Source organism: Exiguobacterium sp. s125, from assembly GCF_018618605.1.
GTDB lineage: Bacteria > Bacillota > Bacilli > Exiguobacteriales > Exiguobacteriaceae > Exiguobacterium_A > Exiguobacterium_A oxidotolerans.
Genome location: NZ_JACSMI010000001.1, coordinates 1,071,593 through 1,097,621, shown reverse-complemented (window position 1 = coordinate 1,097,621; position 26,029 = coordinate 1,071,593). Strand labels below are relative to the sequence as shown.

The following is a 26,029-nucleotide window of genomic DNA, read 5'->3' as shown; positions in this document are numbered from 1 at the left end:
AACAGTTGCCGTATGATGAGACGGAATCTGTTTGTAGTTAGAGGAGGCACGTCATGTTAGCAATTATCATTGGTTTAGCGATCGGCATCATCGTTCCGGTGCAGACGAGCGTCAACACGCGGCTGCGTGGAGTTGTCGGATCACCGTTTACGGCATCCTTCATCTCGTTTAGTATCGGGACGGTCTTTTTAGTCCTCTTGACCCTGATCGTCGAAGGGGACTTCACATTGAACGAAGCCCTCTGGACGACGGAACCCCGCTGGATTTGGTTCGGTGGTGTTCTCGGGGTCATCTTCTTAACGGGAAACATCTTACTCTTTCCAAAACTGGGCGGGGTCCAGACGGTCATCATGCCCATCTTCGGACAAGTCATCATGGGGCTGTTGATTGACCATTTCGGATGGTTTGATTCAGCGGTCAACCGGTTGTCGCCGACCCGGTTAATCGGGGCCGTGCTTGTCCTGCTTGGTGTCGTCGGTACTGTCGCCTTAGGCGATTGGTTAGCGAAACGCCGGCAACGCGGACAACAGGAAACGAAGAACTCTGCGGAAGTCAACTTGACCGGTTGGCGTTTACTCGGCATCGTAACAGGGATGATAAGTGCGATGCAAGCAGCGATTAACGGGCATCTCGGAAGTGTCCTCGATTCGGCGATTAAAGGGGCATTGATTTCCTTCGTCATCGGGACGCTGACGTTGCTGCTCGTGTTGTTGCTCGTGCGACCGAAGCTCCAAGTGGACCGGACGGCGCCAAAACCGTGGTGGATGTTCATCGGCGGTCTGATTGGTGCGACGTTCATTGCCGGAAATGCGTTCATCGTCCCGCTCGTCGGCACCGGCGTCGCCATCATCATCGTGACGATCGGTCTGTTGACGGGGAGTCTCTTGATTGACCGGTTCGGTTGGTTCGGGGCAGCCCGGACGCCGGTTACCGGTGTTCAAATTCTCAGTTTGCTCGTGATGATCGGCGGAATTGTCCTGATCCGGCTATAAAGTAAACGCCTTTCGAGATTCTTTTGAATCCCGAAAGGCGTTTTTTGTTACTTCCTTACACAGACAGCTGTATTAAAACCGTGACGCAAAACTTCAACAAGACCGATTTTTTCATAAGTTACCCGATTCATGACATTTGGGAATTAAATAGCTGGTCGCGTGTCCCGAAGCGCAACGCGAGTTTTAACAGGAAAACGTTTAGAATCAGTAAACCGATCGATAACAGAATCAGGAACAGCGTATTGATGAAGAATAATCCGCTGATTTGACCGATGATTAATCCGATGAACGGTAAGATGATGATACCGCTCAAGTTTTGTGCTTCCTGGTACGTACTGACCCGAGTCGAGATCAATAAATTAATTAACGCCGTCGTCAATAAAAGAATCGGTAACAGCAAGAAGAGTAACACCCACCACTGGGTCGAGGGAAAGCTGACTGAAAAGCCGTTGACGGAAATCAAAGTGTTGATGACGAGCAGATTTATCAAAAAGCAGACGGCGGAAATCAGGTAGGATGAGGCAATCGAGATCAGCAGCTTGCCGTAAAACAAATCACGGATGGTGATTGGCGAAAACAGTAGGCTTTCTAATGTATGCTGTTCCTTTTCACTGACGAAACTATTGGCAGCGATGACGGAACATGTAATGACCGGAACTAACAAAAATAACGTCACGAGCGGATAGTTTAGGAACAAATAAAGCAATTGTTCATTAAACGTCAGTGTCAGGACATCCGGACTGGCCGTAGTCGCTAAAAAACGATTTAATAAATCGAGCACTTCCGGATCGGTTAACGTGGACGGATCAAGCTCGATGATGAACCAGGCGAATCCGATCGGAAGGACAAGCCCCATCAAGACCGGGATGATAATCAACGTAAACAGCAAGATCTTTTTTCGGAAGAGTTGGATGCTGTCTTTTTTAATCACGGCAAGCACGAGTGGTAAATTCATTTCGTTTCACCCCTTAACTTAAAATAGACACCTTCTAAATCACGGTCGATTATTTGACACTCATACACCGCGTAGCCCTGATCAATGATTTGTTTCAAAAAAGGACTGATGCACGTTTCGTCTTTAAACGATACTTCAATCACGTCAGAAGCAACAGGTGCAACAGCTGTTTCGAACATCGTGTGGACGGAACCTGGTGGAAGGTTTGTCCGGATTCTGACGCGAATCGCAGTTTGGTGACGCTTCAGTAAGTCCGTGAGTGTCCCTTGATCGATGAGGCGGCCCTGTTCGATGAAGATGTAGGCGTCACAGACACTCTCCAATTGGTAGAGGAGATGCGACGTGATGATGACGGTCGTTCCCTTCGTTTGATTTACGGACCGAATCATATCCAGCACCTGGCGAATGCCGTCGGGGTCCAGTCCATTCGTCGGTTCATCCAGAAATAAAATTTCCGGGTCATGCAGCATTGCTTTAGCGAGCGCGAGTCGCTTTTTCATACCGGTACTAAACGTATGAACGTAGGCATCGCGGACATGGGCCAAATCAAACTGGTTCAACAGTTCAAGCAGATGAGCTTTATTTCTGACACCGTATAAAGACGCGTAAAAAGTTAAATTTTCAAGCGCCGTCATATCAGGGTACAATCCCGCACTTTCGGTGACGATGCCAGCTTTCGTGCGAAGGACTTCAATCGGCTGATCATCATAACGGACCGTACCATGCGTCGGGGAGATCACACCGTTCATGATTCGAATCAGCGTTGTTTTCCCGGCACCGTTCGGACCGATCAAGCCGACTACTTTTCCCCGTGGAATCGTGAACGACATATCTGATAAGACAAGCCGATCATCAAACGTTTTCGAAATGTTTTGTAATGTTAGCATCTGTTGTATCCTCTCATGTTCTGAATTACTAAAATGTATGGGCATTGCCGAATGAATTATTGTCCTATGTTTCTATTTCTAATTTTATCCAATTCAAGCGGTTTTTCCAACTGAAATCATTAATTCGTACATATAGTTCAATATGTAGCCAAAGTCATATTGAGTGATAAAAGCATCTGTCCTTATTTAGAAGATGCCAAAAAAAGATGCGTCATCTAAACGTATTAAAGCGTATTCCGTCTCGACAAAACGGCATCTGTACGTAAAATCTTTAAGCTTCATCAATCTTTTTTCATTGAACGGATGAAGAAAAAACAGGAAGTGGTCACGATCATGATGCCGCAATACAAGAGAATCCATGTGATGGTGAAATGGAAGTAGAGCGAAAGTGAGATTAACGCATACGACAGCGGGACTAAGCCGTTCGACGCCGCATTCACTAAACTCATGACACGTCCCATCATCGGCTGTTGGCTCTTCGCTTGAATGGTCGTCAAGAGTAAGACGTTGATGACAGCGGACAGTAACCCCATTGTAAGCAACAGGACGACACCTTGAAAGACCGTTGAGATTTGACCCAGTGCGGCTAACCCGATGCCTAATCCGCCAATCAGTAGAAGCAGTAAGCGGATCGACTGACTTTTGATATTGCGTAGTCCTATCAAGGCAGCACCGAGCAACATGCCGATTTGATACGCTCCTTGCAGATAACTTAAATCGAGGGCTTGCCCGTGCAGCACACCATCGACTAATAACGGGATTCCCATTAAGAGTGGACCGAAAAAGAAAAAGTTGATGATGATTAAGATGAACAGGATCTTTCGTAAATAAGGTTCAGAAAAAACATAACTGATGCCTTCGATAAGTTCAGCTGTTGCAGACGTTGAACGTCGGTGTTCAACACGGCGTTCGCTAATGAATAAGGAACAAAGGAACGTCACAGACAAAAAACAGCCGACGACAACAAATAAAAGAGTGAACGAGTAGGTCGTTAAAAGAATCCCGCCGAGAAGCGGTCCGGAAAATAAGGCGAGTTGGTTCGACGTTTGGACAACGGCATTTGCCCGTGTGAAGTCTTCGGATGACAGGAGTAACGGAAGGAGTGAGGAGCTGGCGGGTGAAAAAAACGCATCGATGCAGCCGAATAGAAATGCGAACAGTGACAACTGAATGATTCCTAAGGCATCATTTTGATAGACAAACAAAAGGGCGATGACGAAACCTAACCGGAATAGACTGGAAAAGCGCATGATCATCGCCTTTTTGAAGCGGTCAGCGATCACTCCGCCGATCAACATGAGAAAAATTCGCGGAAGAAGCGTCAACATCAGGACGATACCGAGGTAAGCCTCCTGCTGCAGCACCCGTAAGATATACCATTGTTCAGCAAAGAGGTAAGTCGATAGTGCAAGAAAAGAACATGTACTCGCTAGCCAAAGACTAAGAAAGGAGCGGTTTCGAAAAAAGGCATGATTTTCATTCACCGTGCGTTCATACATCAGCGTTTCTCCTTCCGTTATTTTTCCTCGAACAACGCCTCATCGATTTCAAACCCGGTCGCCATGATATAAAAAAGTTTTTTGTCGTCTTCCGTCACGCATTGATCTTCTAACTCAGCCAGGAGATGCCGGTATTTTTTTGTGAATTCTAAAAATTTTTGTGGTGTCGTCGCGATTTCTTTTTGGACGGACAAACTGGTCCACGCTTCGACATCGGAAGAACGTGGTTGAAAGGAGTCGTCCGGCGCAGTCAGGACACGTGTTTTCGCGCGGTCGAGGACTTCAAGGTAAGAATGGCGAGTCGCTTGTTGTGTCTCAACTAAATTAAGCAAATGATCAGCTGGGATAAAACCGCGTGCGACGGATTGATAATACTTTAAGACGTTTCCACCCTGAATCTCTTCTTTCACTAACGTTATCAGCTGGTACTTTTCGAGTTCACGTAAGTGGTACAGGATTTTTGCCCGGGAGACATCCAGTTTTTGAGCTAATTGGTGACCCGTATGCGGTTGTTCAATCAAGTGCATCAACATCTTTGTCCGCATCGGGTCACTGATGACTTTCAGCTGTTCATAGTGTTCTAAAATCAAAATCGACTTTTGCATCATTTCCAACACCTCTTATCATTAAATAAACCGGTTAATAAAAGTTAACTGTTAAACAAATCATAGCGGAAGGAGCGAAAAATAGCTAGTGTAATTTACAAAAAAATCCAGATGCAGTAGTTGACGATAAAAAAAGATTGCGGAGGAGGACCCTCTACAATCCACGAATAGACATCCGCTGGTGATGCTGCACAATCAATTCGGTCAATTCATCAAGCGTCCCACTGCAGGGGATGATTTCCGGCAAATGATAGAACGTACTCGTCGTCTCGAACCGGTCATATGTCTGATCAACACAATGGAGAAAAATCGGCTTGTCTTGTCCTAGGGCGATTCCGAGTTCGATATGGCTTCCTTTACCTGCCGGCAGCAAAATGATGACGCAGTCCGAGAGCGTGATGGCCTGCTTTTCAGCATGACCAATCGTTTGCAGTGCCGCTTTACTCGTTGCCCGTTCGTTTTGGGTCCAGTCATACGTCAGCGAAAATCCGCGATCAATCAGTTTATCCCGTAATATCCGGACGTTCGTGATATTTGCAAAGCTTGATCCAATATAAAACTGCATCCGTCTGCTCCTTTCAGCATGGGTTGTCAAAAAAACTTAATTCGCTTACTTCACCTTCAAGATGACTTTCCCTTTCGCATGACCGGATTCCGAATAGGCGAGTGCCTCCTGTGCCGCTTCAAACGGATAGACGCGATCGATGACCGGTTTGATTTGCCCCGTCTCAATCCATTCCGTGATGTGCTGCAGTTGTCGTCCGCTCGGTTTCATGAACAAAAACGTGTATGTGACGCGGTATTTTCGCTCGAGAAAGGCCTCACGGACCGTCAAGAGACGAAATAACATCGTTTTTAAAAATCCGGAACCGTACGCTTTACCGAACCGACCATTCGGCAATCCGGAAATCGAGACGATTTGTCCACCGGGCCGTACGATTTTAAAGGCCCGTCTGAGCGTGTCGTCGCCAATCGTATCGTAGACGCCGTCGAAGTCATGTAAGACCTCATCGAACGCAACGGTCCGGTAGTCGATGATTTCGTCGGCACCGAGTGCTTTGACCAAATCATGACCGGCAGGACTGGTAGTCGTCGCAACATACAGTCCCATCGCCTTCGCCAGTTGGATGGCGAACGTCCCGACACCCCCGGCACCGGCCTGGATCAAGATTTTTTGACCCGGTGTCGCTTGTAAGACGTCGTGAAGTGCCTGATAGGACGTCAAACCGACGAGCGGGATCGACGCCGCCTCTTCAAACGATAACGCCTCCGGTTTTCGTGCGACTAAGTCTTCATGAATCGCAATGAATTCCGCGAACGTCCCGATCCGCTGTTTTTCGGCCCGTCCGTAGACGGCGTCGCCGACTTGAAACTGTGTTACCGCGGAACCAACCCTCGTGACGATACCGGCAAAATCGTTGCCGAGAATCAACGGGAACTGGTAGGGAATCAACAGCTTGACCTTGCCGTCCCGAATCTTAAAGTCAACCGGATTGATGCTCGCGGCATGAATTTCGACTAAGACATCATGTGCGGAGACAACGGGAAGGGGCTGTTCCGTTAGTTCGAGTGGTACGTTTCCATATTTTTCAATCGTCATTGCTTTCACCGAGCATCCACCCTCTCTGACAACTCTTTTTAACCAGTGTATCACGCCTTCCGATAATGCTATACTGAAATTGGATAGGGAAAATATGGGATTAATCAGTCGTGAAAGGTGGGGGACGTGTTGAAGAAATGGGGAGCACGGTTATTACGGGAATGGATTCGCATACCCCGCTGGATGAAACGTGCCGTTCCTTTAGTAATCACGCTCGTGCTCGTCTGGCAGCTTGTCAGGACGATGCTTGATTTTGAGATAGGAGCGGTTACGTTCAGTGATGTCATCATGTGTTTGATTGGTGCAGGTATCATCGTCTTCTTACCCAAGTTTGATTCGAAACGATAGGGAGGTTACATCTTGTCAAAGAAAAGCGAACAGGAACAACCGTTAACAGGGGGAAACGTTTCTGCCGTCAGTCGCGCAGGCGACACGGTCCGGCGGGAACAAAAGCCGGACAGTCCGCGGATTCACCGGCTGCTCGTGCACCTCGAGAAAAAAGAGTATCCAGCAAGTCCACGGTTTCTCGGAATCGATCCGCAAAACCGGGAAATCCTGTCGTATCTTGACGGGGAGGCGGGAAACTATCCCCTCAAGGCCTACATGTGGTCGGAGGCCGTGTTAGAAGAGACGGCCCGGTTACTCCGTCAGTTTCATGATGCCACGGCAGACTTCGAAGTACCCGCGTCATGGGAGCCGCTCGACAATACGCCGCTGCCGTATGCAGTCATCTGTCACAATGATTTTGCCGTCTACAATGTCATTTTTAAGGACGAAAAACCGATCGGCGTCATCGACTTTGATTTAGCGGCACCCGGACCACGGATTTGGGACATCGCCTACACGTTGTATACGTTCGTCCCGCTCAGCCGCCATCATCACGATGAACACGGGCGACAAGTCGACTATGACCCCGTTACGGGACCGGACCGGATCAAACGCCGCATCGACATCTTTTTAGCGGCTTACGGGATGCCGGAATTAAAAACGCAATTGTTTGATACGTTACTGCTGCGGATTGAAGCCCTCCTGTTGACGATTCATCGTAAAGCAGCCGACGGGGAGGAGGCGTTTCAGCGGATGATTGAGGAGGGGCATGCGACGCATTATGAGCAAGAACTTGCCTTCATCAAGCAGCATGGTGTGACGTGGTTCGATTAAAAAGGAGCGATGGTGCAAATGAAGATGGAAACAGATATCGTCCAAATGTTTGAACGGGACCGGGAGACAAGAATACTTCTTGAGGCGGTCGCGACACTCGACTTACCGGACTGGTGGATTTGTGCCGGGTATGTCCGGGCGAAAATTTGGGATGTTTTAGAGCAAAAGGAAGCGACAGCGGTCGGAGACATCGACGTCATCTATTTTGATACATCCGACACGACAGAAGCGACTGACCAAATGCTGGAAGCCCGACTGAACGAACAGTTGCCGGACTACCCCTGGTCCGTCAAAAATCAGGCGCGGATGCATACCAAAAATGACTTACCGCCATACCGGTCGTCCCGCGACGCAATGGCACAGTTTCCGGAGACGGTGACGGCGATCGGTCTGACGCTACAAGCGGACCAGCTCGAATTTTTCACGGCCTACGGCGTTGGTGATCTGTTGCAACAACGGCTGCGGCCGACGCCGCTGTTCCAGGCGACGGCACGGCATTTGATTTACCGGCAACGGCTGACGGAAAAACAGTGGGGAAAGAACTGGCCGGGTGTCCATGAAGCGGAGAATGAATCAACTTGAGTGAAAAAAATTTAAATCGTTGAAACGAAATTCGTCGATTACGCGGTCTAACAGGTAGTGACAGACAGAAAGGGGAGAACGGGCGATGATCGGTCGGCGAAACAAGCGACAACCCGCGTTTGACGATGACACGTTTCTGATGTTTTTGACGCGTCATGATACCTATCTTTACAAGATGTCCTACCTGTACTTAAAAAATGACCAGGATGCGCTCGAAAATGTGCAGGAAGTCGCCTATCGCGCCTGGAAACACCGCCGTACGCTATTGGACGCGACGATCGCTAAAACCTGGTTGACGCGGATCGCGATCAATTGTGCGCTCGACATGCTAAAGAAAACCCAAGGAATCCGGGTCGATTACGCGACGGCGGCAACGGATGTCGCCGAACCAGTTGTTTTCGAGGAGCGAATCGTCAATGATCTTTACTTGCAGGAGCTGCTCGAAGTGCTCACCGTAGCGGAACGGACCATCCTGTTCTTACGGTATTACGAGGACTACACACTGCAGCACGTCGCCGATCTCCTGCAAATACCGGTCAGCACGGTCAAAAGTACACTCTACCGGGCGATTCAAAAGGTTCAGGCCAAACAGGTGAAAGGGGGCGGGGCAAAATGAAAGAGCAGGTCAAACGCGCAGTGGATTCAATCGATGTGCCCCGCGGACAGGTCCGCAGTCATTTGCTCGCCGGCGTTCAGCAGGCACGCCGTCCGCGCTTCGTCGGACGTAAGACCGCGACAGGACTGGTTGCAGCAGCACTCCTGTTGGCGGTCGGTGGCGGCATGCTACTGGAAGAGACACCGCCTGCGGCAGAAATCGTTCGGACAGACGGTGCCGTCGTCGTCCCGAACTGGGCGCAGGACGAACAAGTGGAGGGCAGTTCGACCGCAGGCAGTATGCTCCCCGGGCTCGTCTATCAAAATGAGCTTTATCTTGCGATGGAGACACCGCTGACGGATGACGTCCGTGCCCTGCAAGGGAAGAGACTGGGGCGCGTGACGGCAACACTTGAGGAAACGGGTGATACTACCCCTGAAACACTGGAAAGTGGCTCGAACCTCGGACCGGTCACTTTGTATCGGGTCGACGGCTATAAGCCGTCCGTGCTCCTGTTCGCTGTAGGGGAGGAAGAAGGCATAAAAAAAGTCTGGCTACTCGAGCGCCAGACAGGCTTCGTGCTGAAAACAGGCAACGATTTTTTCCGGGATTTAAACCTCGACGCGCCGGTCAGACGCCTCGCCTATCAAACATTTGACCAGTGGAACGACGACGAAACGGCACAACCGATGACAGCGGACAATCGGTACCGGGCTTTCATTGATGCCTTGTACGAGGCCCGTGCGATGACACGCGAAGAAGTCCCGCCAAAAGTCACGGATTACAAAACAATGAAGGTCTTACGCGTGACGCAAGCGGACGGAATCACGGTGTCGCTGCGGCTGATTGCAGGCGGCTACGTCGTCTATCACCAACTGGGTGTCTTCTTTAAGGTCGACCCGGTCGTCTTCAAAGCGATGTGGGAGGCGTTGTGACGGTGGCATCGATCGTCTTTCGAAAACCATAAAACGGACGATAGCCGAGTTGTTCGTAAAACGAGTGGGAGGAAGCGCTCGCGAGAATCTCGAGCCGTGTCGCCGGATAGAGGGCGTGGACGTGTCCGAGCAAGGCTTGTCCGAGTCCCTGTCCGCGGGCACTGTCCGCGATCAACAGTTCACAGATGTAGAGCGTGATCGCCGTATCCGTCATGCCACGGATGTAGCCGGAAACGGTTCCGTCGATGACGACAACGTAAGCAACGTTAGACGCCGCAAAGGCGCGTTTTGTTTCGTCAGCACGGGCGACGAGATTACTCCAGCCTTCAGCCGCATTCAACCGTTGAATCGCCTCGAAATCGTGGTCCGCGTAGGGGCGGATTTGGTATTGCAGTTCTGACATGGTAAAAACTCCTTTTTGTTAGTCGTTCTGAAGCAATGTGCCTAATTCGGACCAGTCGTCGATCCAGTCCGTACACGGGGGCCGACGCGTGGATCCGTTTCTTTTCCAAATCACGTTCATCCCGACTTGCTGCGCACCGTAGACGTCGTTTACGGGATGGTCGCCGATGTAGACGGTCGCATGTGCGTCAAGGGCACACTTTTCTAAAAAGTAGTTAAAAATAAGCGGGTCCGGCTTTTTGATTCCAATGTCTTCCGAAATGAGGATGTGATTGAAATAATGTACAATCCCTAAAGCTTCTAAATTGGCGCACTGGAAGTCAGATGCGCCGTTTGAAATGAGGCCAATCAGATAACCTTGTTTATTTAAGTTGTTTAACATGACCGTCGTATCAGGATACGCGAGGCAATGGTCTGGAAAAAAAACGAGGTAATCGTCGAATAATTGACGCCACGTTACCGTCGTGATCTCGAACTCTTGAAGTAATTGTTGATAGACAACATCTTTTGAAACGTAACCATCGTGATCTAATGTGATGAAGCGACGCGAATAGTCCGGCAGTGAAACAGGTTGTAAGTCGTTTAAAAAACGCTGGTATTGTCCCGTGATGAATCTTTGTAAGGACAACTGACGATTCAGAAGGGTACCGTCTAAATCAAAGATAACAGCTTGAATATTTTTAATTTCAATTACCGCCATTCCTATAATAAAATCAAAACATAATTTCATTATAATGGAAAAATGACGACTATAGGAAAAATTGTTTATACTGTAGAAAACGGAGGATATACATGTCCCATTTCGATACGAAAACGCCGGGACGACCACTCGTTATTCTGCCCGGTCTTGGCTGCACCTATCATGAATGGTATCCAGTCATTGAATCATTAAAACAAACATTTCGCGTGATTTCATTTCACCGCCATGAACTGATGAACACAACTCAAACCGGGACAGTTGCGGTCGCTTTGCAATTGCAGGAATTACTGAAAACTTTAGACGTCACGGAGCCGGTCCTGATTGTCGGACACTCTTACGGCGGGCTGTGTGCCCAACAGATGGCGCATGATTACCCGGAAACCGTTCGTGGACTCGTTCTCGTCGACTCGACATCCGTCCGCTTACGGCAACTCGATTCCTTGACGTTACCGGTCCTCGATGAACTGTCGACGGATCAGGTCTGGCTTGACAAGTGCCGAAGTTACGCGGAAATGACACGTCACGCCTTATGTGAAGCCATTCGACCAGAACTGACACACGAGCAACGGCAGTTACCGGTAAGCGTCCAACGAGAGCTGCTCGATTTCCAAACCGATCCGTTGCTGTACGGCGAAATGGCCACCGCCATCGAACAGTGGCAGAACGACGCTGTTACGTTGGAACGGCGCGGTCGACTCGCTGATCTTCCACTTATTGTGCTCGGACGCGACAAGGAACTGGCCGTGAACAGCGGAATCGAAGAGGGGTTGCCGGAAGCGGAGCTACGCTTGCTTGAGGACACATGGAAACGATTGATTTGCGAACAGGCCGACTTATCGACTCAAAGCGAACTACTTTTTGTGGAGCAGGCAAGTCATGCGATTCATCTGGACCGACCGGACGCCGTCCTTGATGCCGTCCGCCGAATCGATGAACGCGCGAACGATTAAACTAAAAGGAGCGAAGACATATGGGATCGCGGATCATGCATTATTGTATTGCGTCATTGCTCGGGGACAAGCTGAAACCGGAGCCCCGGAGTGATTTTCTGTTAGGCGGGATTGCACCGGATATCCACGGTCTGATGGGCGTGCCGAAAGGGAAAACCCACTTCAAGGACCTGGATGAGAACGGGAAGAACCGGATTAACCTGGACCGCTTTTTGCATACATATGAAACACGATTAGCGGAACCGTTTTACCTCGGTTACCTCTGTCATTTGATATCCGATCAGGTATGGTTAGCGTTTTACCTCGAGAAGGTCGCGTACGTCTCACGCGAGCAATGGCAGGCGGATTTAGAAAAATCTTACAGGGATTTCAACCGTTTAAATGGTCGGATTATTAAATTATATGAACTCAAACTCTCTCCGCTAACGGTTCCTTTGTTTGAAATCGAAGGCTATGATCAGACTTATCTGCCTACTTTAATTGACGAGTTGGCATTGGATTTTCAACTTGATGCCTCATTAGAAACCGAGAAGCTGGAATTTTATAAAAATCACAATCAAGAAATTACTAGCTACATCAATCAAGCTGTAAACAGTTGTTTAAAAATCCTTTCGAATCATGTTGGTATTACCATCAATCAGCATTTTCCTAGTTTCTTTCATTCAAAAAGCATAAACTCAAAAAGGGAATGATAGAAAGGAGATTAAGATGGTGAATCAAAACAAGAAGCACTTTTATTGTAATGTTGAACTTTCTTTAGATGTCATGGGCGGTAAATGGAAGCCTTTGATTATTTATCATATCGGCGGAGCAAAAATCCTCCGGTTCGGCGAATTGAAACGAAAAATACCGAATGTGAATGAACGTGTCCTTTCAAGACAACTAAAAGAGCTGGTAGATGCGGGGCTTGTAAAAAGAACAGTATATGACGAATTGCCATTGAAAGTCGAATATGCGTTAGAGGACTTGGGACAAGCATTACTGCCGATTTTGAAAGAGTTGGGCACTTGGGGAAAAACCTACCACGAAACGTATGAGTATGGTGAAATTTCTTTTAGCGAGGAATACGAGTAAAAAACATAAAAACGTGAACCGTTCGCCTTTTACTAAGGGGTGAACGGTTCACGTTTTTTGTACTTTAATGTCCGTACGGATAAAAATGTCAGTACTTGTTTGCCGATTTTCCGGGATATATACTGACGAAGTACTTTACACATTAAACATACAAAGGACGTGGCAATATGACATTGATCAACACATTACAAACACGCTACTCTACAAAAGAGTTTGATCAGGAAAAACAAATTTCACAGGAAGATATGGCAACAATTAAATCACTCCTTCAACTAGCACCTTCGTCAACAAATGTCCAACCGTGGCACTTTGTCATCGCATCAAGTGAAGCAGGGAAAGAACGGATTGCAAAGGCGGCACAAGGCTTTTTCGGATTCAACGAATCAAAAATCACCGGTGCAGCAGCTGTCGTGATCTTTGCCGCGAAAAGCGACATTTCAGACGAATATTTACTTCATCTGACGGAAAAAGAAGATGCGGATGGCCGGTTTGCTGAAGAAGAATTTAAGCAGGCAAATCATGGGGGGCGAAAAATTTTCGTTGATTTACACAAATACGACTTTAAAGATCTTCAACACTGGACGGAAAAGCAGGTGTACTTGAACTTAGGGTCATTCCTTCTCGGCGTCGCGGATTTAGGAATCGATGCTGTCCCAATGGAAGGACTAGACATGAAAGTATTAGATGAAGAATTTAACTTACGCGAGCAAGGCTTCACTTCAAGTGTCGTCGTTTCATTAGGCTATCGGGCTGCTTCTGATTTTAATGCATCCTTACCAAAATCGCGACTCGAGCAATCTGAAATCATCGAAGAATTCTGATGAATATCCTAATCACCGGTGCTACAGACGGAATCGGACTTGAGACAGCAAAGATGCTAGCCGAACAAGGTCATACGATATTGTTACACGGACGGAACGAAAAGAAGTTAACCGCTGTGTGTAAAACTTTGAAAAACTCGACAATCGTACCTTTTGTAGCAGATTTGTCTAGGTTAATCGAGGTTAAGCGATTGGCGGAGCAACTCTCTCATGAGGTTTCCGGAATCGATGTGCTCATTAACAATGCCGGCGTCTACGGTGCACCCGAAACGGTTACTGCTGAAGGTTTAGACATTCGGTTTGCCGTAAATACAATTGCTCCTTATACGCTGACAAAAGCGCTTCTGCCATTGATGTCTTCAAGTAGTCGCGTCATTAACGTTTCGTCAGCAGCTCAACAAGAAGTAGAGGTCGATGCCCTTCTCGGAAAAAAAGTATTGCCTGACGGGGATGCATACGCTCAAAGCAAGTTAGCACTTACAATGTGGACCATCGAAATGGCGAAACAGCAAGCACCTGCCTTTATCGCTATTAACCCTAAATCACTATTAGGAAGTAAAATGGTCAAGTCTGCATTTGGCATTGAAGGTCATGATGTGAAAATTGGCGCAAAAATTTTAGTGGACGCCGCACTTTCAGACGAGTTCAAAAATGCTTCTGGAAAATATTACGATAACGATAGTTGCCAGTTCGTAAATCCGCATCAAGATGCATCCAGTCAGGTCAAACGTTCAAGGCTTGTTCAGATTCTAGAGAAATTGATTCGTTCAGACGGTGCTCCTGAGCATGACGAAATCAGTCGGTAAGGCGAAGCACCATTCATTCGCTTATATAAAAAATCCGTACATCTTCCGCGTTTTAAAGTGTGGAAGATGTACGGATTTTTTTTGTTGATTTATCAATGTACATGGCAGCATCAGCTTGCATGATGAGCTGCTCGACATCTTGTGCCATTCCGTTCGCGAAGCCCGAAGCGAGAGCGATATGCATCTTGTCCATTTCAGCATGAATGCCTGCTCTTAGTGTTTCGATTTCTTCAAGCGTCAAGTGTGATTCGATAATGGCAAACTCGTCACCGCCAATGCGGTAAACGTTTTGGCTATGCTGCTTTAGAGCGAACGCGGTCAATTTGAGCAATTCATCTCCGGCAGCATGACCGTGATGATCATTTTGAATCTTTAAGTCGTTTAAATCAAATAATAAGATAGCGAGTGGAACGTTTTGACACGGCATAAGTTCCGATATCATATTATCAAATTGATAACGGTTATAAAGTCCTGTCAAAGCATCGGTCCTGCACCGTTTCTCTAATTCATTTTTTTCAGTTATCGCTTGTTCAACATTACGTATGATTCCTTGGATTGCGACAAGTTCATCATTTTCATAAATCGGAGTTGTATACTCCTCAAACCAGACATATCGTCCATCATTCGTCCGCCACCGTTGTAAAAAGGCGGTATCATAATTTCCCGTACCTGATATCTTTGCAATCAAAATATCAAAGTCATCCGGATGAATACGGTCAAAACAGACAGCCGGATCGGCGTAGCTCGCGTCGACGACGCCATCACCAATATGTTCATCAAGCGACGGGCTGATGTACCGAAAGCGTTGGATCGGTTTCACTTCGTAAACATAAATAACATCTTTCGTATGATGTCCGATCAGTTCAACTGATAATTGAGAAGCTTCATCGGGTTTTTGAAGTTTAGTAAAGATTAATGCCATGATAATACCAAGACTCATTCCTAAAACAAGCATGCGGATTCACCTTCTTGTATTCTATATAACCTATATAATACCATGTTTTTTGAATTATTTTACTTTTTTACACGACGATTTTTTAGGTTTCCGTTCTGCTTCCATCCAGAACTGTAATTCCTTTTTTTGAACCGGATGAATTGTTCCTGTCTTTTTCGGGTATCGAGTGGATAGGAACTACTTGCAATATACGAGGAATTGAACGGGTTGCGATCTGCTTTAAACAAGAAGCTGCTTCATCCTTTCCGCGTGCATCTACGGACGATTGACTGTCCGAATTGCAGACAACACTTAAAGGAGAGAATGAAATGGGACATGACCACGGGCACGACCATGCACACACTGGAAACAAACGTGTATTATTGATTGCTTTTTCCATCATCACACTATTTATGATCGTTGAAGTGATTGGCGGATACTTGACGAATAGTTTGGCACTTCTCGCTGACGCCGGACATATGTTAAGTGACTCGGCGTCACTCGCGATTTCGCTCGTCGCGTTTAAGCTCGGGGAACGGGCAGCGAGCGGCAGTAAGACATTCGGTTACAGACGTTTCGAAATCCTGGCTGCCGTCATCAACGGTGTCGCTTTAATCGCGATTTCGCTCTATATCTTTTATGAAGCGATTCGTCGTTTTACAGAGCCGACGTCGATTGCCTCGACAGGGATGCTGATCGTCAGTGTCATCGGTCTTCTCGTCAATCTGCTTGTCGCTTGGATCATGCTACGCGGAGGCGACGTCAAAGAAAACCTGAACATGAAAGGTGCCTATCTCCATGTCTTGAGTGACACACTCGGCTCGATTGGTGCGATTGCAGCAGCCTTGCTCATCATGTTTTTCGGTTGGAACTGGGCCGATCCGCTCGCAAGTATCATCGTAGCGCTGCTCGTCTTACGAAGTGGTTACTTCGTGACGAAATCAGCCGTCAATATTTTGATGGAAGGTGTCCCTGAGAACGTCAATCTCGAAGAAATCACCGCGACGATTCAAGGGACAGAGGGTGTCAACGACGTCCATGACTTACATGTCTGGGCGATCACGAGTGGATTGAATGCCCTGTCGTGTCACGTCGTCACGGACGGGGACATGTCGATTGCTGAAGGGGAGGCGTTACTTCAGGAAATCAAGCATAAGCTTGAAGATCAACATATCCATCATGCGACGATTCAAATCGAGACTGCCAATCACGAGCATAGTGATGCCTTACTTTGTGAACTCGAGGGGCGTGCCGCACCTCATTCGCATCACCATTAATTAAATGGATCAACATCATGCATCGTTCACGACAGCTGTCCTTTTGTTTTAAAGGAGTTGATTAAATAATGGATCATCATTATTCGCCAAGTGAATTTAAAGATAAGATGTATGCCGATTTAAAAGTAACACCGAGCGACTCCGTTATTCTCATGTGTTCAATCTTCATTGCCTCAATCGGTCTGAACATGAACTCCATTCCAATCATCATCGGCGCGATGCTCGTCTCGCCGTTGATGACCCCTATTTTAGGTGTCGGATTTGCATTATCCGTATCCGATTTAACACTCCTCAAACGTGCGACGAAATTATTGATTGTCCAAGTGTCCGTCAGTCTGATTGTGGCAACGTTATACTTTTCCATTTCACCCATCACGTATGCAAGTAATGAGATTATTGCAAGAACGTCACCGACGATTTGGGATGTCGTGATTGCGTTTGCCGGCGGGACGGCAGGCATCATCGGTGCGCGAAAAAAAGTCAGCAATAACATCGTACCCGGTGTCGCGATTGCGACCGCTTTAATGCCGCCTCTTTGTACGGTCGGCTATTCGATTGCGACGATGAATTTGGACTATTTTTTAGGATCGAGTTATTTATTCGTCATCAATTGCGGCTTCATCACGATTGCGACGTTCATCGGTATTCGGTTCATGGGCATCGCTTCTGCAGTGAATGCTAATAAACGTCAAAACCCTCGCATTAACATTGCACTTGCCGTCCTGTCCATCCTGATTACGATCCCCAGTATTTTTTCTGCCGTGACGTTAGTCCAAGAAAGTGTCATCAGTACCGGGATCACGTCGTTAATCGATGAGCAGTTCGCAGAAAACGTGGTGATTGACCAGTCCTATGATGAACAAAAAGAACAATTGACGGTGACGGTCACCGGGAAACGCCTGTCTCAAGAAGAGGTGACGGCAATCGAATCGAGCTTACCGGACTATGGATTAGCGGATACAGACTTGGTGATCAATCAGGTCCCGGACATCAACGCCTTGACGGGCGAACAAGCAGCAGCCGTCCTGAACCGTTATCTCGAAGAACGGTTGCGTCAATCCAGCTGGTTCAGCAACCGGTCATTCAATCTTGATGAACTTCCATTCCAATTAAAGGACTGATTCGATGATTGCCTTTTTCATATTGATGCGAAACATGTTTCATGTCGTCCGAATCCTGTTTCGCCAAGAAGAACAGAAAGCGGTCATGTTTTCCGTCGTCTTCTTACTCGCGGTCGGAATGTTCTTCTATCATAGCGTCGAAAAATTGACGTATCTCGATTCCGTCTACTTAGCGGTCATGACATTGACGACGGTCGGCTATGGTGACGTTCATCCGATCACGCCACTCGGAAAAATCTTTTCGATGGTCTACGTGTTGCTTGGCATCGGGGTCCTCAGTGCCGTCATTGCCAACTTCAATCGGGCGTTAAAAGAATTTCATCAAACGAAACGGAAGCCGAAATGAGGTCTAAAGGAGGAGGGGAATGATGTGAAGTTCAATCTGGTTTTTATCTTCTACAGTTGCTTACTCGGGATTCTCGTCGGTGTAGTCGCGTCACTTTTTTTAGGCGTCGTCAACGCATTGATTCATCTTGTGTGGACGACATTACCGGAAACGTTTGACAGCACCTGGTACCCGATTTGGATGGGAGCGACGGGTGGGGTGTTGATTGGACTGTTTCAGAAATACATCGGGGATTATCCGAAGACGATGCACGAAACGTTACGTGAATTTCAGGAAACCGGACGGGTTACGTATGAAGGGGCGATTATCAAAAACAGTAGCGCGGCATTACTTGTCTTAACGTTCGGGGCAAGTCTTGGTCCGGAAGCGGCACTCGTCAGTATTTTGGGAGGATTGATGACGTGGATCGGCGACCGGATGACGTGGACGATTCATAAAAAGGAACAATTGCTTGAACTCGGGATCGGGGCGATGTTAGCGACGATATTTTATGCACCGTTCGTCGGTGTCAGTGAAGCGATCGAAGAGGGAATCGCAGAACGTCGTTTTCAATCAAAACTGACGAAAGCCCTCTTGTACGGGATTACGACAGCGTGCGGGATTTTAGCGTTTACGTTGTTGAACCGCCTCTTCCCGAGTGCTTCCGTATTCGGTATCAGTACCCCCGAAGTCAATTGGACGCGGGAAGTCCTTTACTTCATAGTCCCGGCAATCCTCATCGGGGCAGGTTTCGGAGCAGTGTTTCTTCTTCTTGGTCGATGGACGGACCAGCTTGCAATCAAATATCCATCACCGCTCGGACTCGCAATCAGCGCCGGACTCGCCATCGGTTTGTTTGGTATCTGGTCACCGTATTTTTTATTTTCCGGTGAACATGAACTATTAGACTTTTCAAAAGAAGCGCTCGATCAATCCATTCTCTTTTTAGTCTTGCTTGCGCTCGGAAAAGCTTTGCTGACGAATATCTGTTTTTCATTCGGATGGCGGGGCGGGAAAATCTTTCCGGCGATTTTCTCAAGTACCTCCATCGGCTTCGCGTTTGCCGTCTTGTTTCCGTATACACCCGGGTTACTCGTCGCCGTCGCCGTTGCTGCGAGCTGTACCGTCATTTTGAAACAACCTTTCGTCACGGCGACGTTGTTATTATTTTTGTTCCCACTTCAATTCTTCCCGTTCATCTTATTCGTCGCAATCTTGATTAAACAAATCTCGATTCGAATCGAAGGAAGTATCAAGTAAACGTCAGACGAGTCATGCGGTCCTTGATTTCTTCAATCAATCTCTTTTCCTGCTCCAGCAACGAATCACGAGCACAGAAAGCACGACGAACACGACCATCCAGGAGACGTGTTTCATGGCAAATGTGGCAACGAGATCCCAGCGTTCCTTTAGATAGTAACCGCTCGTCATGAAGAGCAAGGACCAGACCGTAAAGGACAGTGCCGTTGAAAGTAAAAATGTCGTCAAGCGAATCCGGACCGTCCCGGCACCAAACGCAAAAACCGTTTTCCAGAGCGGGGACAAGAGCAGGTACCAGCCACCATACTGGCGTAAGTTGTGTTCGGCGCGTTGCAAACGGTCCGGACGTACGTGAAGCCACTTCGTCAGCACATGCAGCAGCCGTTCACCGCCGAAGTAGCCGAGACCATACAAAACGAGTTGCAACAGGACGAATCCGATGACGCCCGTCGCAAGCATCAAAACGTAGGAGAGCTGATTCGTCGCCACTAAAAAGCCGGCATAACTCATGATCAGTTCGGTCGGGATAAAGTGGGCGAACAGGGCGAGAAAGACACCGAGATACCCATAATGGTCCATCCAGATTTGCCAGTTTGTCATGTCATTTCTCCTTTCGAAGTCGTGTAGCGGCAGCCCGCACCAGAAGTTTACCGAATCGTTACACGCCCTTCATAAATGAAACGGTCGACATCTCCGATAGACTCGACGAGGAGATGATACGCCATGAGACCTAGAAAAAGAAAACCATTGCTGAGTGAACAATTGAACGGGTGGTTAATTCCTTTAGTCGGAATCGGCTTACTGACGATTAGTTTACTGAGCGTCTATGAAGTATATCAGACATCGACGAAGTCAGTGACGGAACGGCTCGAACGGGAGTTGACGATGCTCGATACAAGCGTCAAAGCGATTGCGCTGACCTATCCGGAAGCGAATAAAGCGCGGGATCAAGCGGTGAAACGGACGAAAAATCAACAGTTGGCGGATCTTGCGCAAGATGATTATGAAGCTGCGTTCGAAACGTTCCGTACGAAAGATCAGGTTTTCCCGGCAATTGCATTAACGAACACCGAGCAAACCACCGTCCGGCGCGACTTAAACACGAAAACCGTCACGACGGTAACACATGGAGACCGGTTCATCCTGGCAAAAGCGATTCAGGAACTCGATACGATCGTCTTCTTATCGGTCGACCGGGATCAACTGATTGGTCCGGCCAAGGCACTGGCATTCGAACTCGGGACCTTAAGCCTCGCGGTCCTGTTTTTCGTCAGTCTGCTGATCCGCTTCCGGATTAAACAACAGCTGGCCCCGTTATCCGTCCTCTCGCTGAAGATTGAAGAGGCCCACGCGAAACGGAACTATCGGCCGCTTTCCCTTAAGACCACCACGTTTGAAGTCGAACAGTTAGTGTTCCAATACAATCAATTGATGAACCAAATCACAAGCTTGACGGATGAACTGGGCAACACGAGTAACCAGCTCAAACGGATGCAACCGGAATTCATGACTCAGCTATCGGCAACCGAGGAGTCGGTGACCGCCATCTCAGAAGTCGCCACTTCCTTGACCACCCATTCACGGGAAGTGGAATCTGTCGTCGAAGAAACGGATCAACTCCTGCACACCTCCTCGTTAGCGTTAGAACGGATGAATCAATCACTACAAGAGAGTCAACGGACGCTCGTCCAGTTCCAGTCGGAGATCGCACAGGAAGAAACCATTCTTGATGCGTTGAAAATCAGAACGCAGACGTTACATACGTCGTCCGACGTCGTCTTGCGGTCACTACACAGCACACGTGAGAAAAATGATTCGATGAACCACTCCATTCAGCAGATTCAACGCGTCGCTGAGGCGACACGACGGTTATCGCTTAATGCCTTGATAGAAGCCTCGCGCGCCGGTGAAGCGGGGCGTGGTTTCGCAATCGTCGCAAAAGAAGTCGAACTGCTATCGCTTGACGTGACGCACTTGATTCGGAGCATCAATCAAGCCAACGACGAATTGACAGCGAGTGTCACGACGATGGAAGGCGATTTAAGCCAGATGACGACCCACATCAATGACACGTTCCAACAGTTAGGTCAAGCGACGGACGGGATGACCCAGCTATTTTCCGGTTCATCCCGGATTGAAGAAGCATTACGACACGTCGAGCTGGAACGCCATGCGGTCAATACGGTGAATCCAGCAGTCGCCTCGCACCTCAAGACCATCCAGCACACCTTACTGACGTTACAAACGTACGGCAAGACGCTGGGTGATCAAATGAATGTGAACATCGCGCGGCAGGAACAGTTAAAACGTCATGGAGATACGATGCATCAACAGGTCCAACTCCTTGAACGAGCGATTGATGCAAGTGACCACACCTTGACTAGACGGTAAACAAAAAACCAAGACACACTCCAACGTAAGCACGGAGTAACTCTTGGTTTATCTCTGTTTCACGTCACAGCGTCAAGCAGCCGCGAAAGCCACGACTCGCATAATAGGAATCCGCTCCATTGTGATAGACGAATACCGTATCATACCGGCGATCGCAATAAAGCGCACCACCTTGGTCACGAATCGATGATGGCGTTGCAATCCAACTTGATGTTTTGAGGTCAATCGGTTCGAGTGCTTGCAGCATTCGGTATTGCGCTTCTGTCAATAAGCTGACCCCCATCTCGGTTGCCAGTTCGAGCGCACTCGTCGCAGGTGAATTTTTTTTACGCTTCTCGCGGGCAGCCTGGTCATAACAGCAACTGCGGCGACCCGTCGGACTTTCCTTGACGCAATCAAAAAAGGTTAAGTCATCGGGTGCGTCCGGGTCCGTGACGAGATCCGGTTCACCACCGGTCTGTTCCATTCGTTTGATAACCGCTAACGCATCAGGCTGTTGCTGTAAGCGTCTTTCGACATTAGCCCAGTCGACATTCGGGTGCCGGTGCATCTGTTCCTTGAAGCGTTTTTCGAGTTGTTCGAGTAACAACTCTTCTTCTGTTGTAGTCATGGGTAATACCTCCATTCTTCATCTACTCGTTACAGTCAGTATACCCACTTTCACTGTAAAATATGAAAAATCCGTGTTTCCTGTCACTTCGGAAGGAAACACGGATTTGATTAACAGGTCTCTAGTCATTGCTCCAAATAGCGGTAGAGCGTACTTTTGCTAATCCCCGTTTCCTGACGGATTTCAGCGAGGTTGTACTGTTTGCTTTGATACATTTCGATTGCCCGTTTGACATTGGCATCTGCTTTACGCGGGCGGCCCGTCTGTTTCCCGTCCGCCTTCGCTTTCGTCAACCCTTGGCGTGTCGTCATACTGACGACATCGCTTTGGAGGGCGACAAGATGTTCGACGAGTTCTCGAAACGAGTGCGTGAGCGGTTCGCGGGTATCGATTTGTTCCCGGATCGTCACGAGGTATGCTTGCTTTTGTTCGATTTGTTCAAGCAATTCAATCAAATGGCGCGATGAGTCAGCCAAGACATAAAGTTGCGAGACGACAACCACATCCCCCGTCGCCAGTGAAGCGATTAACTGTTCGAGCGCTTCCCGTCGTTTGGACGAAGCGTGTTCTTCGATGACTTGGCGTTCGGGTTTGAAGGCTTGAACGGCTTCCATTTGAAGGATACATTCCGGATCTTCATAAAACGGACGCATATAACTGATAATCATAAAATTCTCCTCACATCGTACACTAGTCGTAAAATCAATCGTCCCAAAACAGTTCCATTATGATACTTTAAGTGGTACGCTTAACGGACATTCAACGAAACCACCCATTCGGGTCACCCTTAGTATACGGGAAACCCTGTAGGGGTGAAAGGAAAGGTGGAACGAAATTGATGAATTTGACACTCCGGGAACAGTGGTTCTCAAACATCCGCGGTGATATTTTAGCGGGAATCGTCGTCGCCCTCGCATTGATTCCGGAAGCGATCGCCTTCTCGATCATTGCCGGTGTCGATCCGATGGTTGGCTTGTATGCCTCGTTCTGTATCGCCGTCATCATCGCTTTCGTCGGCGGACGACCGGGAATGATATCGGCAGCGACCGGTGCGATGGCACTCCTGATGGTCCCGCTCGTCAAGGAACACGGACTGGATTATCTATTAGCGGCAACGATTTTAACCGGTGTCATTCAACTCGTATTCGGTATCTTGAAGGTTGCCCGCTTCATGCGGTTCATCCCGAGAGCCGTCATGATTGGTTTCGTCAACGCACTGGCAATCTTGATTTTTATGGCACAAGTCCCGCACTTCGTCGGGATTTCAACGTTGACGTATGTCATTGTCGGCATCACACTCGCCATCATCTATTTGTTGCCGCGCTTGTTCAACGCGGTTCCGGCACCACTCGTTGCCATCATCGTCTTGACGGGACTGACGATTTACTTCGGCTTCGACTTACGGACGGTCGGAGATCTTGGAACGATCGAGCGGTCATTGCCATCGTTCTTCTTACCGGACGTTCCGTTCACATTCGAGACGCTCGGCATCATCTTCCCGTACGCACTCGCCTTGTCGATCGTCGGATTGCTCGAATCGTTGCTGACAGCAACGATTGTCGACGACATGACGGGGACGGAGAGCGAAAAGAACCGCGAAGCACGGGGGCAAGGGATCGCGAACTTCGTCACCGGTTTTTTCGGAGGGATGGCTGGATGTGCGATGATCGGACAATCCGTCATCAACGTTAAATCCGGGGGACGTGGTCGACTTTCGACGCTCGTCGCGGGACTGTTCTTAATGTTCTTAATCATCGTCCTTGGCAACTGGGTCATTCAAATTCCGATGCCGGTTCTTGTCGGGATTATGATCATGGTTTCAATCGGAACATTTGATTGGTCGTCCTTCACCTATATCCGAAAGGCGCCGAAAGCCGATGCAATCGTTATGTTGACGACGGTCATCACGGTCGTCGCAACACATGATTTATCAATCGGAGTCATTACTGGAGTCATCTTGAGCGCCTTGTTCTTTGTCGCGAAAGTCTCAAAAATCAACGTCGTCAAACGACAGGAGAAGGATCAGACGATTTATACCGTCCAGGGACCACTCTTCTTCGCTTCCGTCGATCACTTCATCGCATCTTTTGATTATGAGGTCCACGATACTGCGATCATCATCGATTTCTCATCGACACAAATCTGGGATGATTCAGGAGTCGGTGCCATCGACAAGGTAATGTTACGCTTGATGTCGAATCAGAATAGTATCACGATCCTTGGATTGAATCCGGAAAGTAAACGTCTCGTCGATCGCTTGGCGATTCATAACCGACCGGATTCGAAGTCCTCACCTCATTAACCTGAAGGAGTGATTTGTATGTACAATCATATTCTATTAGCCGTCGACGGTTCTGACCATTCTGTCCGTGCAGCGGAAGAGGCGATTAAACTCGCACGCTTGAACGAATCGAGCAAGATTGAGGTCGTCTTCGTCGCAGACTTCGCGAAAGCACGCGAAGAAGTCTTGCATTCGGAGGGGAGCGGGGCGCTAGAAGTCGCACGGCGACGAAAGCTCGGACCGGTCGAAGAAAAGCTCGAAGCGGCAGGGGTGTCCTATTACGTTACAATCCTCCGCGGGGAACCGGGGCCGGCCATTGTCGAGCATGCGAATCAGCAGCCGACGGATATGACGATCATCGGTAGCCGCGGGTTGAACTCGCTTCAGGAAATGGTCCTCGGCAGCGTCAGCCATAAAGTCGCGAAACGCGTTAAAAGCCCCGTCATGATCGTCAAATGACCGGACGAGGGGATATTCTCTATACAAAAAACAGACCACTTTGTTGCCGTTGCACACAAAGTGGTCTGTTTTTTGATTTTAAGCGAGTCCGGGTGTCAATTTGCCGATACGGTAGAGTACGAAGGCACCGACCAACAGGATCGGATACGTCGTCTCGATGTGTTTGACGAATACAATGAGAATCGGGACGGCAATCAATAGGCCGAGCAGGACATAACTGATTTTGAGTAATCTGCGCTCTTGTTGCCGCAACACGGGGAACCAACCTTCAAACAGCAGCAAAAGCAGTTGTCCGCCGTCGAGCATGATCAGCGGAAGACAGTTCGTCAATCCGAGAAAGAGACTCGTCGCAGCGAGTAACTGAAGCAGGACCGTCACGGTGTAAGGACCGTCCGGCAAAAGAGACGGCAGACTATCAAACAGGAAGTGAACCGGATACGTGACCCACGGTGTTATCAGGTGATACCACCCGGCCACTAGAGATTGTGCCGGATTCATGATTTGCAGGACCGAGAGACAAGCAAGCGGGACGAGGACGATGCTCATGATTAGTCCCGAAGCGACAAAGACGATCCGTCTACCGCGAGTGACAGCAGCGTCAGCCGGTAAGACATAACCTCCGAGTAACAGCAAACAAAGCTGGTAGGTGACTCCACGGTATGTCGCCCGCGCGAGAACGGGACCGAACCCAACTGACAGGGTGCGGACCTGTATCCGGACGAGCTTGGCACCTGCGACGTGTCCGAGTTCATGGAGGAGCGTCGCCAGCAAAAAAGTCCCCAATAATACGAAATACGACATGATCTG

General features: G+C 48.4%; 31 protein-coding genes. 18 read left to right on the top strand and 13 right to left on the bottom strand.

Annotation, left to right across the window (positions count from 1 at the left end):
• Positions 1-53: 53 nt before the first annotated feature.
• Positions 54-992, top strand: a complete 939-nt coding sequence (locus KNQ05_RS05420) for a DMT family transporter (protein WP_214804605.1) — start codon at positions 54-56, stop codon at positions 990-992.
• 127 nt (positions 993-1,119) lie between these two features.
• Here the strand turns inward: KNQ05_RS05420 and KNQ05_RS05415 are convergent, their stop codons facing one another.
• From KNQ05_RS05415 to KNQ05_RS05390, 6 genes are all read right to left on the bottom strand, one after another.
• Positions 1,120-1,947: an ABC transporter permease gene (locus KNQ05_RS05415; RefSeq protein WP_214804603.1), complete on the bottom strand. Its 828-nt coding sequence runs from the start codon at positions 1,945-1,947 to the stop codon at positions 1,120-1,122.
• A complete protein-coding gene (gene ccmA, locus KNQ05_RS05410) occupies positions 1,944-2,834 on the bottom strand; it encodes a heme ABC exporter ATP-binding protein CcmA (protein WP_214804601.1) in 891 nt (296 codons plus the stop codon). Before ccmA ends, KNQ05_RS05415 begins: the two co-directional genes overlap by 4 nt.
• A gap of 281 nt (positions 2,835-3,115) precedes the next feature.
• Positions 3,116-4,333 (bottom strand): MFS transporter, encoded by a 1,218-nt coding sequence (locus tag KNQ05_RS05405; protein ID WP_214804599.1) that lies wholly within the window; start codon positions 4,331-4,333, stop codon positions 3,116-3,118.
• Between the two features lie 17 nt (positions 4,334-4,350).
• Positions 4,351-4,941, bottom strand: a complete 591-nt coding sequence (locus KNQ05_RS05400; protein WP_214804597.1) for an ArsR/SmtB family transcription factor — start codon at positions 4,939-4,941, stop codon at positions 4,351-4,353.
• Positions 4,942-5,092: 151 nt separating this feature from the next.
• Positions 5,093-5,503 carry a nucleoside 2-deoxyribosyltransferase gene (locus tag KNQ05_RS05395; protein WP_214804595.1) on the bottom strand — a complete coding sequence of 137 codons (411 nt, stop codon included), beginning with the start codon at positions 5,501-5,503 and terminating at the stop codon, positions 5,093-5,095.
• 45 nt (positions 5,504-5,548) lie between these two features.
• On the bottom strand, positions 5,549-6,547 hold the full coding sequence (locus KNQ05_RS05390; protein WP_214804593.1) for an NADP-dependent oxidoreductase: 999 nt from the start codon (positions 6,545-6,547) through the stop codon (positions 5,549-5,551).
• Between the two features lie 120 nt (positions 6,548-6,667).
• On the opposite strand from KNQ05_RS05390, the gene KNQ05_RS05385 reads away from it, so the two are divergent.
• The 5 genes from KNQ05_RS05385 to KNQ05_RS05365 all read left to right on the top strand — a co-directional run bounded on the left by KNQ05_RS05385 (position 6,668) and on the right by KNQ05_RS05365 (position 9,811).
• Positions 6,668-6,886 (top strand): hypothetical protein, encoded by a 219-nt coding sequence (locus KNQ05_RS05385; RefSeq protein ID WP_251132440.1) that lies wholly within the window; start codon positions 6,668-6,670, stop codon positions 6,884-6,886.
• 12 nt (positions 6,887-6,898) lie between these two features.
• On the top strand, positions 6,899-7,699 hold the full coding sequence (locus KNQ05_RS05380) for a phosphotransferase enzyme family protein (RefSeq protein WP_214804590.1): 801 nt from the start codon (positions 6,899-6,901) through the stop codon (positions 7,697-7,699).
• 18 nt (positions 7,700-7,717) lie between these two features.
• Positions 7,718-8,281 (top strand): nucleotidyltransferase family protein, encoded by a 564-nt coding sequence (locus tag KNQ05_RS05375; protein ID WP_214766071.1) that lies wholly within the window; start codon positions 7,718-7,720, stop codon positions 8,279-8,281.
• Between the two features lie 85 nt (positions 8,282-8,366).
• Complete coding sequence (locus KNQ05_RS05370) at positions 8,367-8,897, top strand: RNA polymerase sigma factor (protein ID WP_214801659.1); 531 nt, start codon at positions 8,367-8,369, stop codon at positions 8,895-8,897.
• Complete coding sequence (locus tag KNQ05_RS05365) at positions 8,894-9,811, top strand: hypothetical protein (RefSeq protein WP_214801662.1); 918 nt, start codon at positions 8,894-8,896, stop codon at positions 9,809-9,811. Before KNQ05_RS05370 ends, KNQ05_RS05365 begins: the two co-directional genes overlap by 4 nt.
• Here the strand turns inward: KNQ05_RS05365 and KNQ05_RS05360 are convergent.
• Both KNQ05_RS05360 and KNQ05_RS05355 read right to left on the bottom strand, forming a co-directional pair.
• Positions 9,786-10,214: a GNAT family N-acetyltransferase gene (locus KNQ05_RS05360; protein WP_214801665.1), complete on the bottom strand. Its 429-nt coding sequence runs from the start codon at positions 10,212-10,214 to the stop codon at positions 9,786-9,788. The two genes, KNQ05_RS05365 and KNQ05_RS05360, sit on opposite strands and share 26 nt — an antisense overlap.
• Positions 10,215-10,232: 18 nt before the next feature.
• Positions 10,233-10,913: an HAD family hydrolase gene (locus KNQ05_RS05355; RefSeq protein ID WP_214804588.1), complete on the bottom strand. Its 681-nt coding sequence runs from the start codon at positions 10,911-10,913 to the stop codon at positions 10,233-10,235.
• A gap of 92 nt (positions 10,914-11,005) precedes the next feature.
• Between KNQ05_RS05355 and KNQ05_RS05350 the strand changes: the two genes are divergently transcribed.
• The 5 genes from KNQ05_RS05350 to KNQ05_RS05330 all read left to right on the top strand — a co-directional run bounded on the left by KNQ05_RS05350 (position 11,006) and on the right by KNQ05_RS05330 (position 14,564).
• Positions 11,006-11,863 carry an alpha/beta fold hydrolase gene (locus KNQ05_RS05350; protein WP_214804586.1) on the top strand — a complete coding sequence of 286 codons (858 nt, stop codon included), beginning with the start codon at positions 11,006-11,008 and terminating at the stop codon, positions 11,861-11,863.
• Positions 11,864-11,883: 20 nt separating this feature from the next.
• Positions 11,884-12,555 carry a hypothetical protein gene (locus tag KNQ05_RS05345; protein WP_214804584.1) on the top strand — a complete coding sequence of 224 codons (672 nt, stop codon included), beginning with the start codon at positions 11,884-11,886 and terminating at the stop codon, positions 12,553-12,555.
• A 19-nt stretch (positions 12,556-12,574) separates the two neighbouring features.
• The gene (locus KNQ05_RS05340) at positions 12,575-12,937 is read left to right on the top strand and encodes a winged helix-turn-helix transcriptional regulator (protein ID WP_239456891.1); all 363 of its coding nucleotides are present in this window, start codon (positions 12,575-12,577) and stop codon (positions 12,935-12,937) included.
• Between the two features lie 167 nt (positions 12,938-13,104).
• Positions 13,105-13,758, top strand: coding sequence for an oxygen-insensitive NAD(P)H nitroreductase (nfsB, locus tag KNQ05_RS05335; RefSeq protein WP_088837125.1), 654 nt, complete (start codon positions 13,105-13,107; stop codon positions 13,756-13,758).
• Complete coding sequence (locus tag KNQ05_RS05330) at positions 13,758-14,564, top strand: SDR family NAD(P)-dependent oxidoreductase (protein WP_214769128.1); 807 nt, start codon at positions 13,758-13,760, stop codon at positions 14,562-14,564. The genes nfsB and KNQ05_RS05330 overlap by 1 nt, the downstream gene beginning before the upstream one ends.
• Before the next feature lie 52 nt (positions 14,565-14,616).
• On the opposite strand, the gene KNQ05_RS05325 is transcribed toward KNQ05_RS05330, so the two are convergent.
• Complete coding sequence (locus tag KNQ05_RS05325) at positions 14,617-15,519, bottom strand: sensor domain-containing diguanylate cyclase (RefSeq protein ID WP_214804582.1); 903 nt, start codon at positions 15,517-15,519, stop codon at positions 14,617-14,619.
• Between the two features lie 308 nt (positions 15,520-15,827).
• Here KNQ05_RS05325 and KNQ05_RS05320 point away from each other — a divergent pair, with 308 nt between their 5' ends.
• The 4 genes from KNQ05_RS05320 (at position 15,828) to KNQ05_RS05305 (ending at position 19,481) form a co-directional block, all read left to right on the top strand.
• Complete coding sequence (locus KNQ05_RS05320) at positions 15,828-16,775, top strand: cation diffusion facilitator family transporter (RefSeq protein ID WP_088837128.1); 948 nt, start codon at positions 15,828-15,830, stop codon at positions 16,773-16,775.
• A gap of 68 nt (positions 16,776-16,843) precedes the next feature.
• Positions 16,844-17,896 carry a DUF389 domain-containing protein gene (locus tag KNQ05_RS05315; protein WP_204251449.1) on the top strand — a complete coding sequence of 351 codons (1,053 nt, stop codon included), beginning with the start codon at positions 16,844-16,846 and terminating at the stop codon, positions 17,894-17,896.
• A gap of 4 nt (positions 17,897-17,900) precedes the next feature.
• On the top strand, positions 17,901-18,242 hold the full coding sequence (locus KNQ05_RS05310) for a potassium channel family protein (protein ID WP_088837130.1): 342 nt from the start codon (positions 17,901-17,903) through the stop codon (positions 18,240-18,242).
• A 24-nt stretch (positions 18,243-18,266) separates the two neighbouring features.
• Positions 18,267-19,481, top strand: a complete 1,215-nt coding sequence (locus KNQ05_RS05305) for a chloride channel protein (RefSeq protein WP_214801677.1) — start codon at positions 18,267-18,269, stop codon at positions 19,479-19,481.
• Between the two features lie 36 nt (positions 19,482-19,517).
• Here KNQ05_RS05305 and KNQ05_RS05300 read toward each other — a convergent pair whose 3' ends face one another.
• Complete coding sequence (locus KNQ05_RS05300) at positions 19,518-20,081, bottom strand: DedA family protein (RefSeq protein ID WP_214804580.1); 564 nt, start codon at positions 20,079-20,081, stop codon at positions 19,518-19,520.
• Between the two features lie 123 nt (positions 20,082-20,204).
• Here KNQ05_RS05300 and KNQ05_RS05295 point away from each other — a divergent pair, with 123 nt between their 5' ends.
• Entirely contained in the window at positions 20,205-21,872 is a 1,668-nt protein-coding gene (locus tag KNQ05_RS05295; RefSeq protein ID WP_214801680.1) for a methyl-accepting chemotaxis protein, read from the top strand.
• A 64-nt stretch (positions 21,873-21,936) separates the two neighbouring features.
• Here KNQ05_RS05295 and KNQ05_RS05290 read toward each other — a convergent pair whose 3' ends face one another.
• Both KNQ05_RS05290 and KNQ05_RS05285 read right to left on the bottom strand, forming a co-directional pair.
• Positions 21,937-22,482 (bottom strand): DUF4256 domain-containing protein, encoded by a 546-nt coding sequence (locus KNQ05_RS05290; RefSeq protein WP_214804578.1) that lies wholly within the window; start codon positions 22,480-22,482, stop codon positions 21,937-21,939.
• Positions 22,483-22,607: 125 nt separating this feature from the next.
• A complete protein-coding gene (locus KNQ05_RS05285; RefSeq protein WP_088837135.1) occupies positions 22,608-23,150 on the bottom strand; it encodes a recombinase family protein in 543 nt (180 codons plus the stop codon).
• A gap of 170 nt (positions 23,151-23,320) precedes the next feature.
• On the opposite strand from KNQ05_RS05285, the gene KNQ05_RS05280 reads away from it, so the two are divergent.
• Both KNQ05_RS05280 and KNQ05_RS05275 read left to right on the top strand, forming a co-directional pair.
• Positions 23,321-24,784, top strand: coding sequence for a SulP family inorganic anion transporter (locus tag KNQ05_RS05280; protein ID WP_214769116.1), 1,464 nt, complete (start codon positions 23,321-23,323; stop codon positions 24,782-24,784).
• 18 nt (positions 24,785-24,802) lie between these two features.
• Positions 24,803-25,222 carry a universal stress protein gene (locus KNQ05_RS05275; protein WP_029330103.1) on the top strand — a complete coding sequence of 140 codons (420 nt, stop codon included), beginning with the start codon at positions 24,803-24,805 and terminating at the stop codon, positions 25,220-25,222.
• Positions 25,223-25,300: 78 nt separating this feature from the next.
• Here KNQ05_RS05275 and KNQ05_RS05270 read toward each other — a convergent pair whose 3' ends face one another.
• On the bottom strand, positions 25,301-26,023 hold the full coding sequence (locus KNQ05_RS05270) for a site-2 protease family protein (protein ID WP_214801689.1): 723 nt from the start codon (positions 26,021-26,023) through the stop codon (positions 25,301-25,303).
• Between the last annotated feature and the right edge of the window lie 6 nt (positions 26,024-26,029).

What these genes read in the sequence shown, in the direction of transcription:
- KNQ05_RS05310 (WP_088837130.1), top strand. Translation starts at nt 17,901, where the DNA reads ATGATTGCCTTTTTCATATTGATGCGAAACATGTTTCATGTCGTCCGA.
- KNQ05_RS05370 (WP_214801659.1), top strand. Translation starts at nt 8,367, where the DNA reads ATGATCGGTCGGCGAAACAAGCGACAACCCGCGTTTGACGATGACACG.
- KNQ05_RS05320 (WP_088837128.1), top strand. Translation starts at nt 15,828, where the DNA reads ATGGGACATGACCACGGGCACGACCATGCACACACTGGAAACAAACGT.
- KNQ05_RS05270 (WP_214801689.1), bottom strand. Translation starts at nt 26,023, where the DNA reads ATGTCGTATTTCGTATTATTGGGGACTTTTTTGCTGGCGACGCTCCTC.
- KNQ05_RS05360 (WP_214801665.1), bottom strand. Translation starts at nt 10,214, where the DNA reads ATGTCAGAACTGCAATACCAAATCCGCCCCTACGCGGACCACGATTTC.
- KNQ05_RS05280 (WP_214769116.1), top strand. Translation starts at nt 23,321, where the DNA reads ATGAATTTGACACTCCGGGAACAGTGGTTCTCAAACATCCGCGGTGAT.
- KNQ05_RS05315 (WP_204251449.1), top strand. Translation starts at nt 16,844, where the DNA reads ATGGATCATCATTATTCGCCAAGTGAATTTAAAGATAAGATGTATGCC.
- KNQ05_RS05295 (WP_214801680.1), top strand. Translation starts at nt 20,205, where the DNA reads ATGAGACCTAGAAAAAGAAAACCATTGCTGAGTGAACAATTGAACGGG.
- KNQ05_RS05300 (WP_214804580.1), bottom strand. Translation starts at nt 20,081, where the DNA reads ATGACAAACTGGCAAATCTGGATGGACCATTATGGGTATCTCGGTGTC.
- KNQ05_RS05400 (WP_214804597.1), bottom strand. Translation starts at nt 4,941, where the DNA reads ATGATGCAAAAGTCGATTTTGATTTTAGAACACTATGAACAGCTGAAA.
- KNQ05_RS05290 (WP_214804578.1), bottom strand. Translation starts at nt 22,482, where the DNA reads ATGACTACAACAGAAGAAGAGTTGTTACTCGAACAACTCGAAAAACGC.
- KNQ05_RS05405 (WP_214804599.1), bottom strand. Translation starts at nt 4,333, where the DNA reads ATGTATGAACGCACGGTGAATGAAAATCATGCCTTTTTTCGAAACCGC.
- ccmA (WP_214804601.1), bottom strand. Translation starts at nt 2,834, where the DNA reads ATGCTAACATTACAAAACATTTCGAAAACGTTTGATGATCGGCTTGTC.
- nfsB (WP_088837125.1), top strand. Translation starts at nt 13,105, where the DNA reads ATGACATTGATCAACACATTACAAACACGCTACTCTACAAAAGAGTTT.
- KNQ05_RS05395 (WP_214804595.1), bottom strand. Translation starts at nt 5,503, where the DNA reads ATGCAGTTTTATATTGGATCAAGCTTTGCAAATATCACGAACGTCCGG.
- KNQ05_RS05365 (WP_214801662.1), top strand. Translation starts at nt 8,894, where the DNA reads ATGAAAGAGCAGGTCAAACGCGCAGTGGATTCAATCGATGTGCCCCGC.
- KNQ05_RS05285 (WP_088837135.1), bottom strand. Translation starts at nt 23,150, where the DNA reads ATGATTATCAGTTATATGCGTCCGTTTTATGAAGATCCGGAATGTATC.
- KNQ05_RS05420 (WP_214804605.1), top strand. Translation starts at nt 54, where the DNA reads ATGTTAGCAATTATCATTGGTTTAGCGATCGGCATCATCGTTCCGGTG.
- KNQ05_RS05345 (WP_214804584.1), top strand. Translation starts at nt 11,884, where the DNA reads ATGGGATCGCGGATCATGCATTATTGTATTGCGTCATTGCTCGGGGAC.
- KNQ05_RS05330 (WP_214769128.1), top strand. Translation starts at nt 13,758, where the DNA reads ATGAATATCCTAATCACCGGTGCTACAGACGGAATCGGACTTGAGACA.
- KNQ05_RS05375 (WP_214766071.1), top strand. Translation starts at nt 7,718, where the DNA reads ATGAAGATGGAAACAGATATCGTCCAAATGTTTGAACGGGACCGGGAG.
- KNQ05_RS05415 (WP_214804603.1), bottom strand. Translation starts at nt 1,947, where the DNA reads ATGAATTTACCACTCGTGCTTGCCGTGATTAAAAAAGACAGCATCCAA.
- KNQ05_RS05355 (WP_214804588.1), bottom strand. Translation starts at nt 10,913, where the DNA reads ATGGCGGTAATTGAAATTAAAAATATTCAAGCTGTTATCTTTGATTTA.
- KNQ05_RS05325 (WP_214804582.1), bottom strand. Translation starts at nt 15,519, where the DNA reads ATGCTTGTTTTAGGAATGAGTCTTGGTATTATCATGGCATTAATCTTT.
- KNQ05_RS05275 (WP_029330103.1), top strand. Translation starts at nt 24,803, where the DNA reads ATGTACAATCATATTCTATTAGCCGTCGACGGTTCTGACCATTCTGTC.
- KNQ05_RS05350 (WP_214804586.1), top strand. Translation starts at nt 11,006, where the DNA reads ATGTCCCATTTCGATACGAAAACGCCGGGACGACCACTCGTTATTCTG.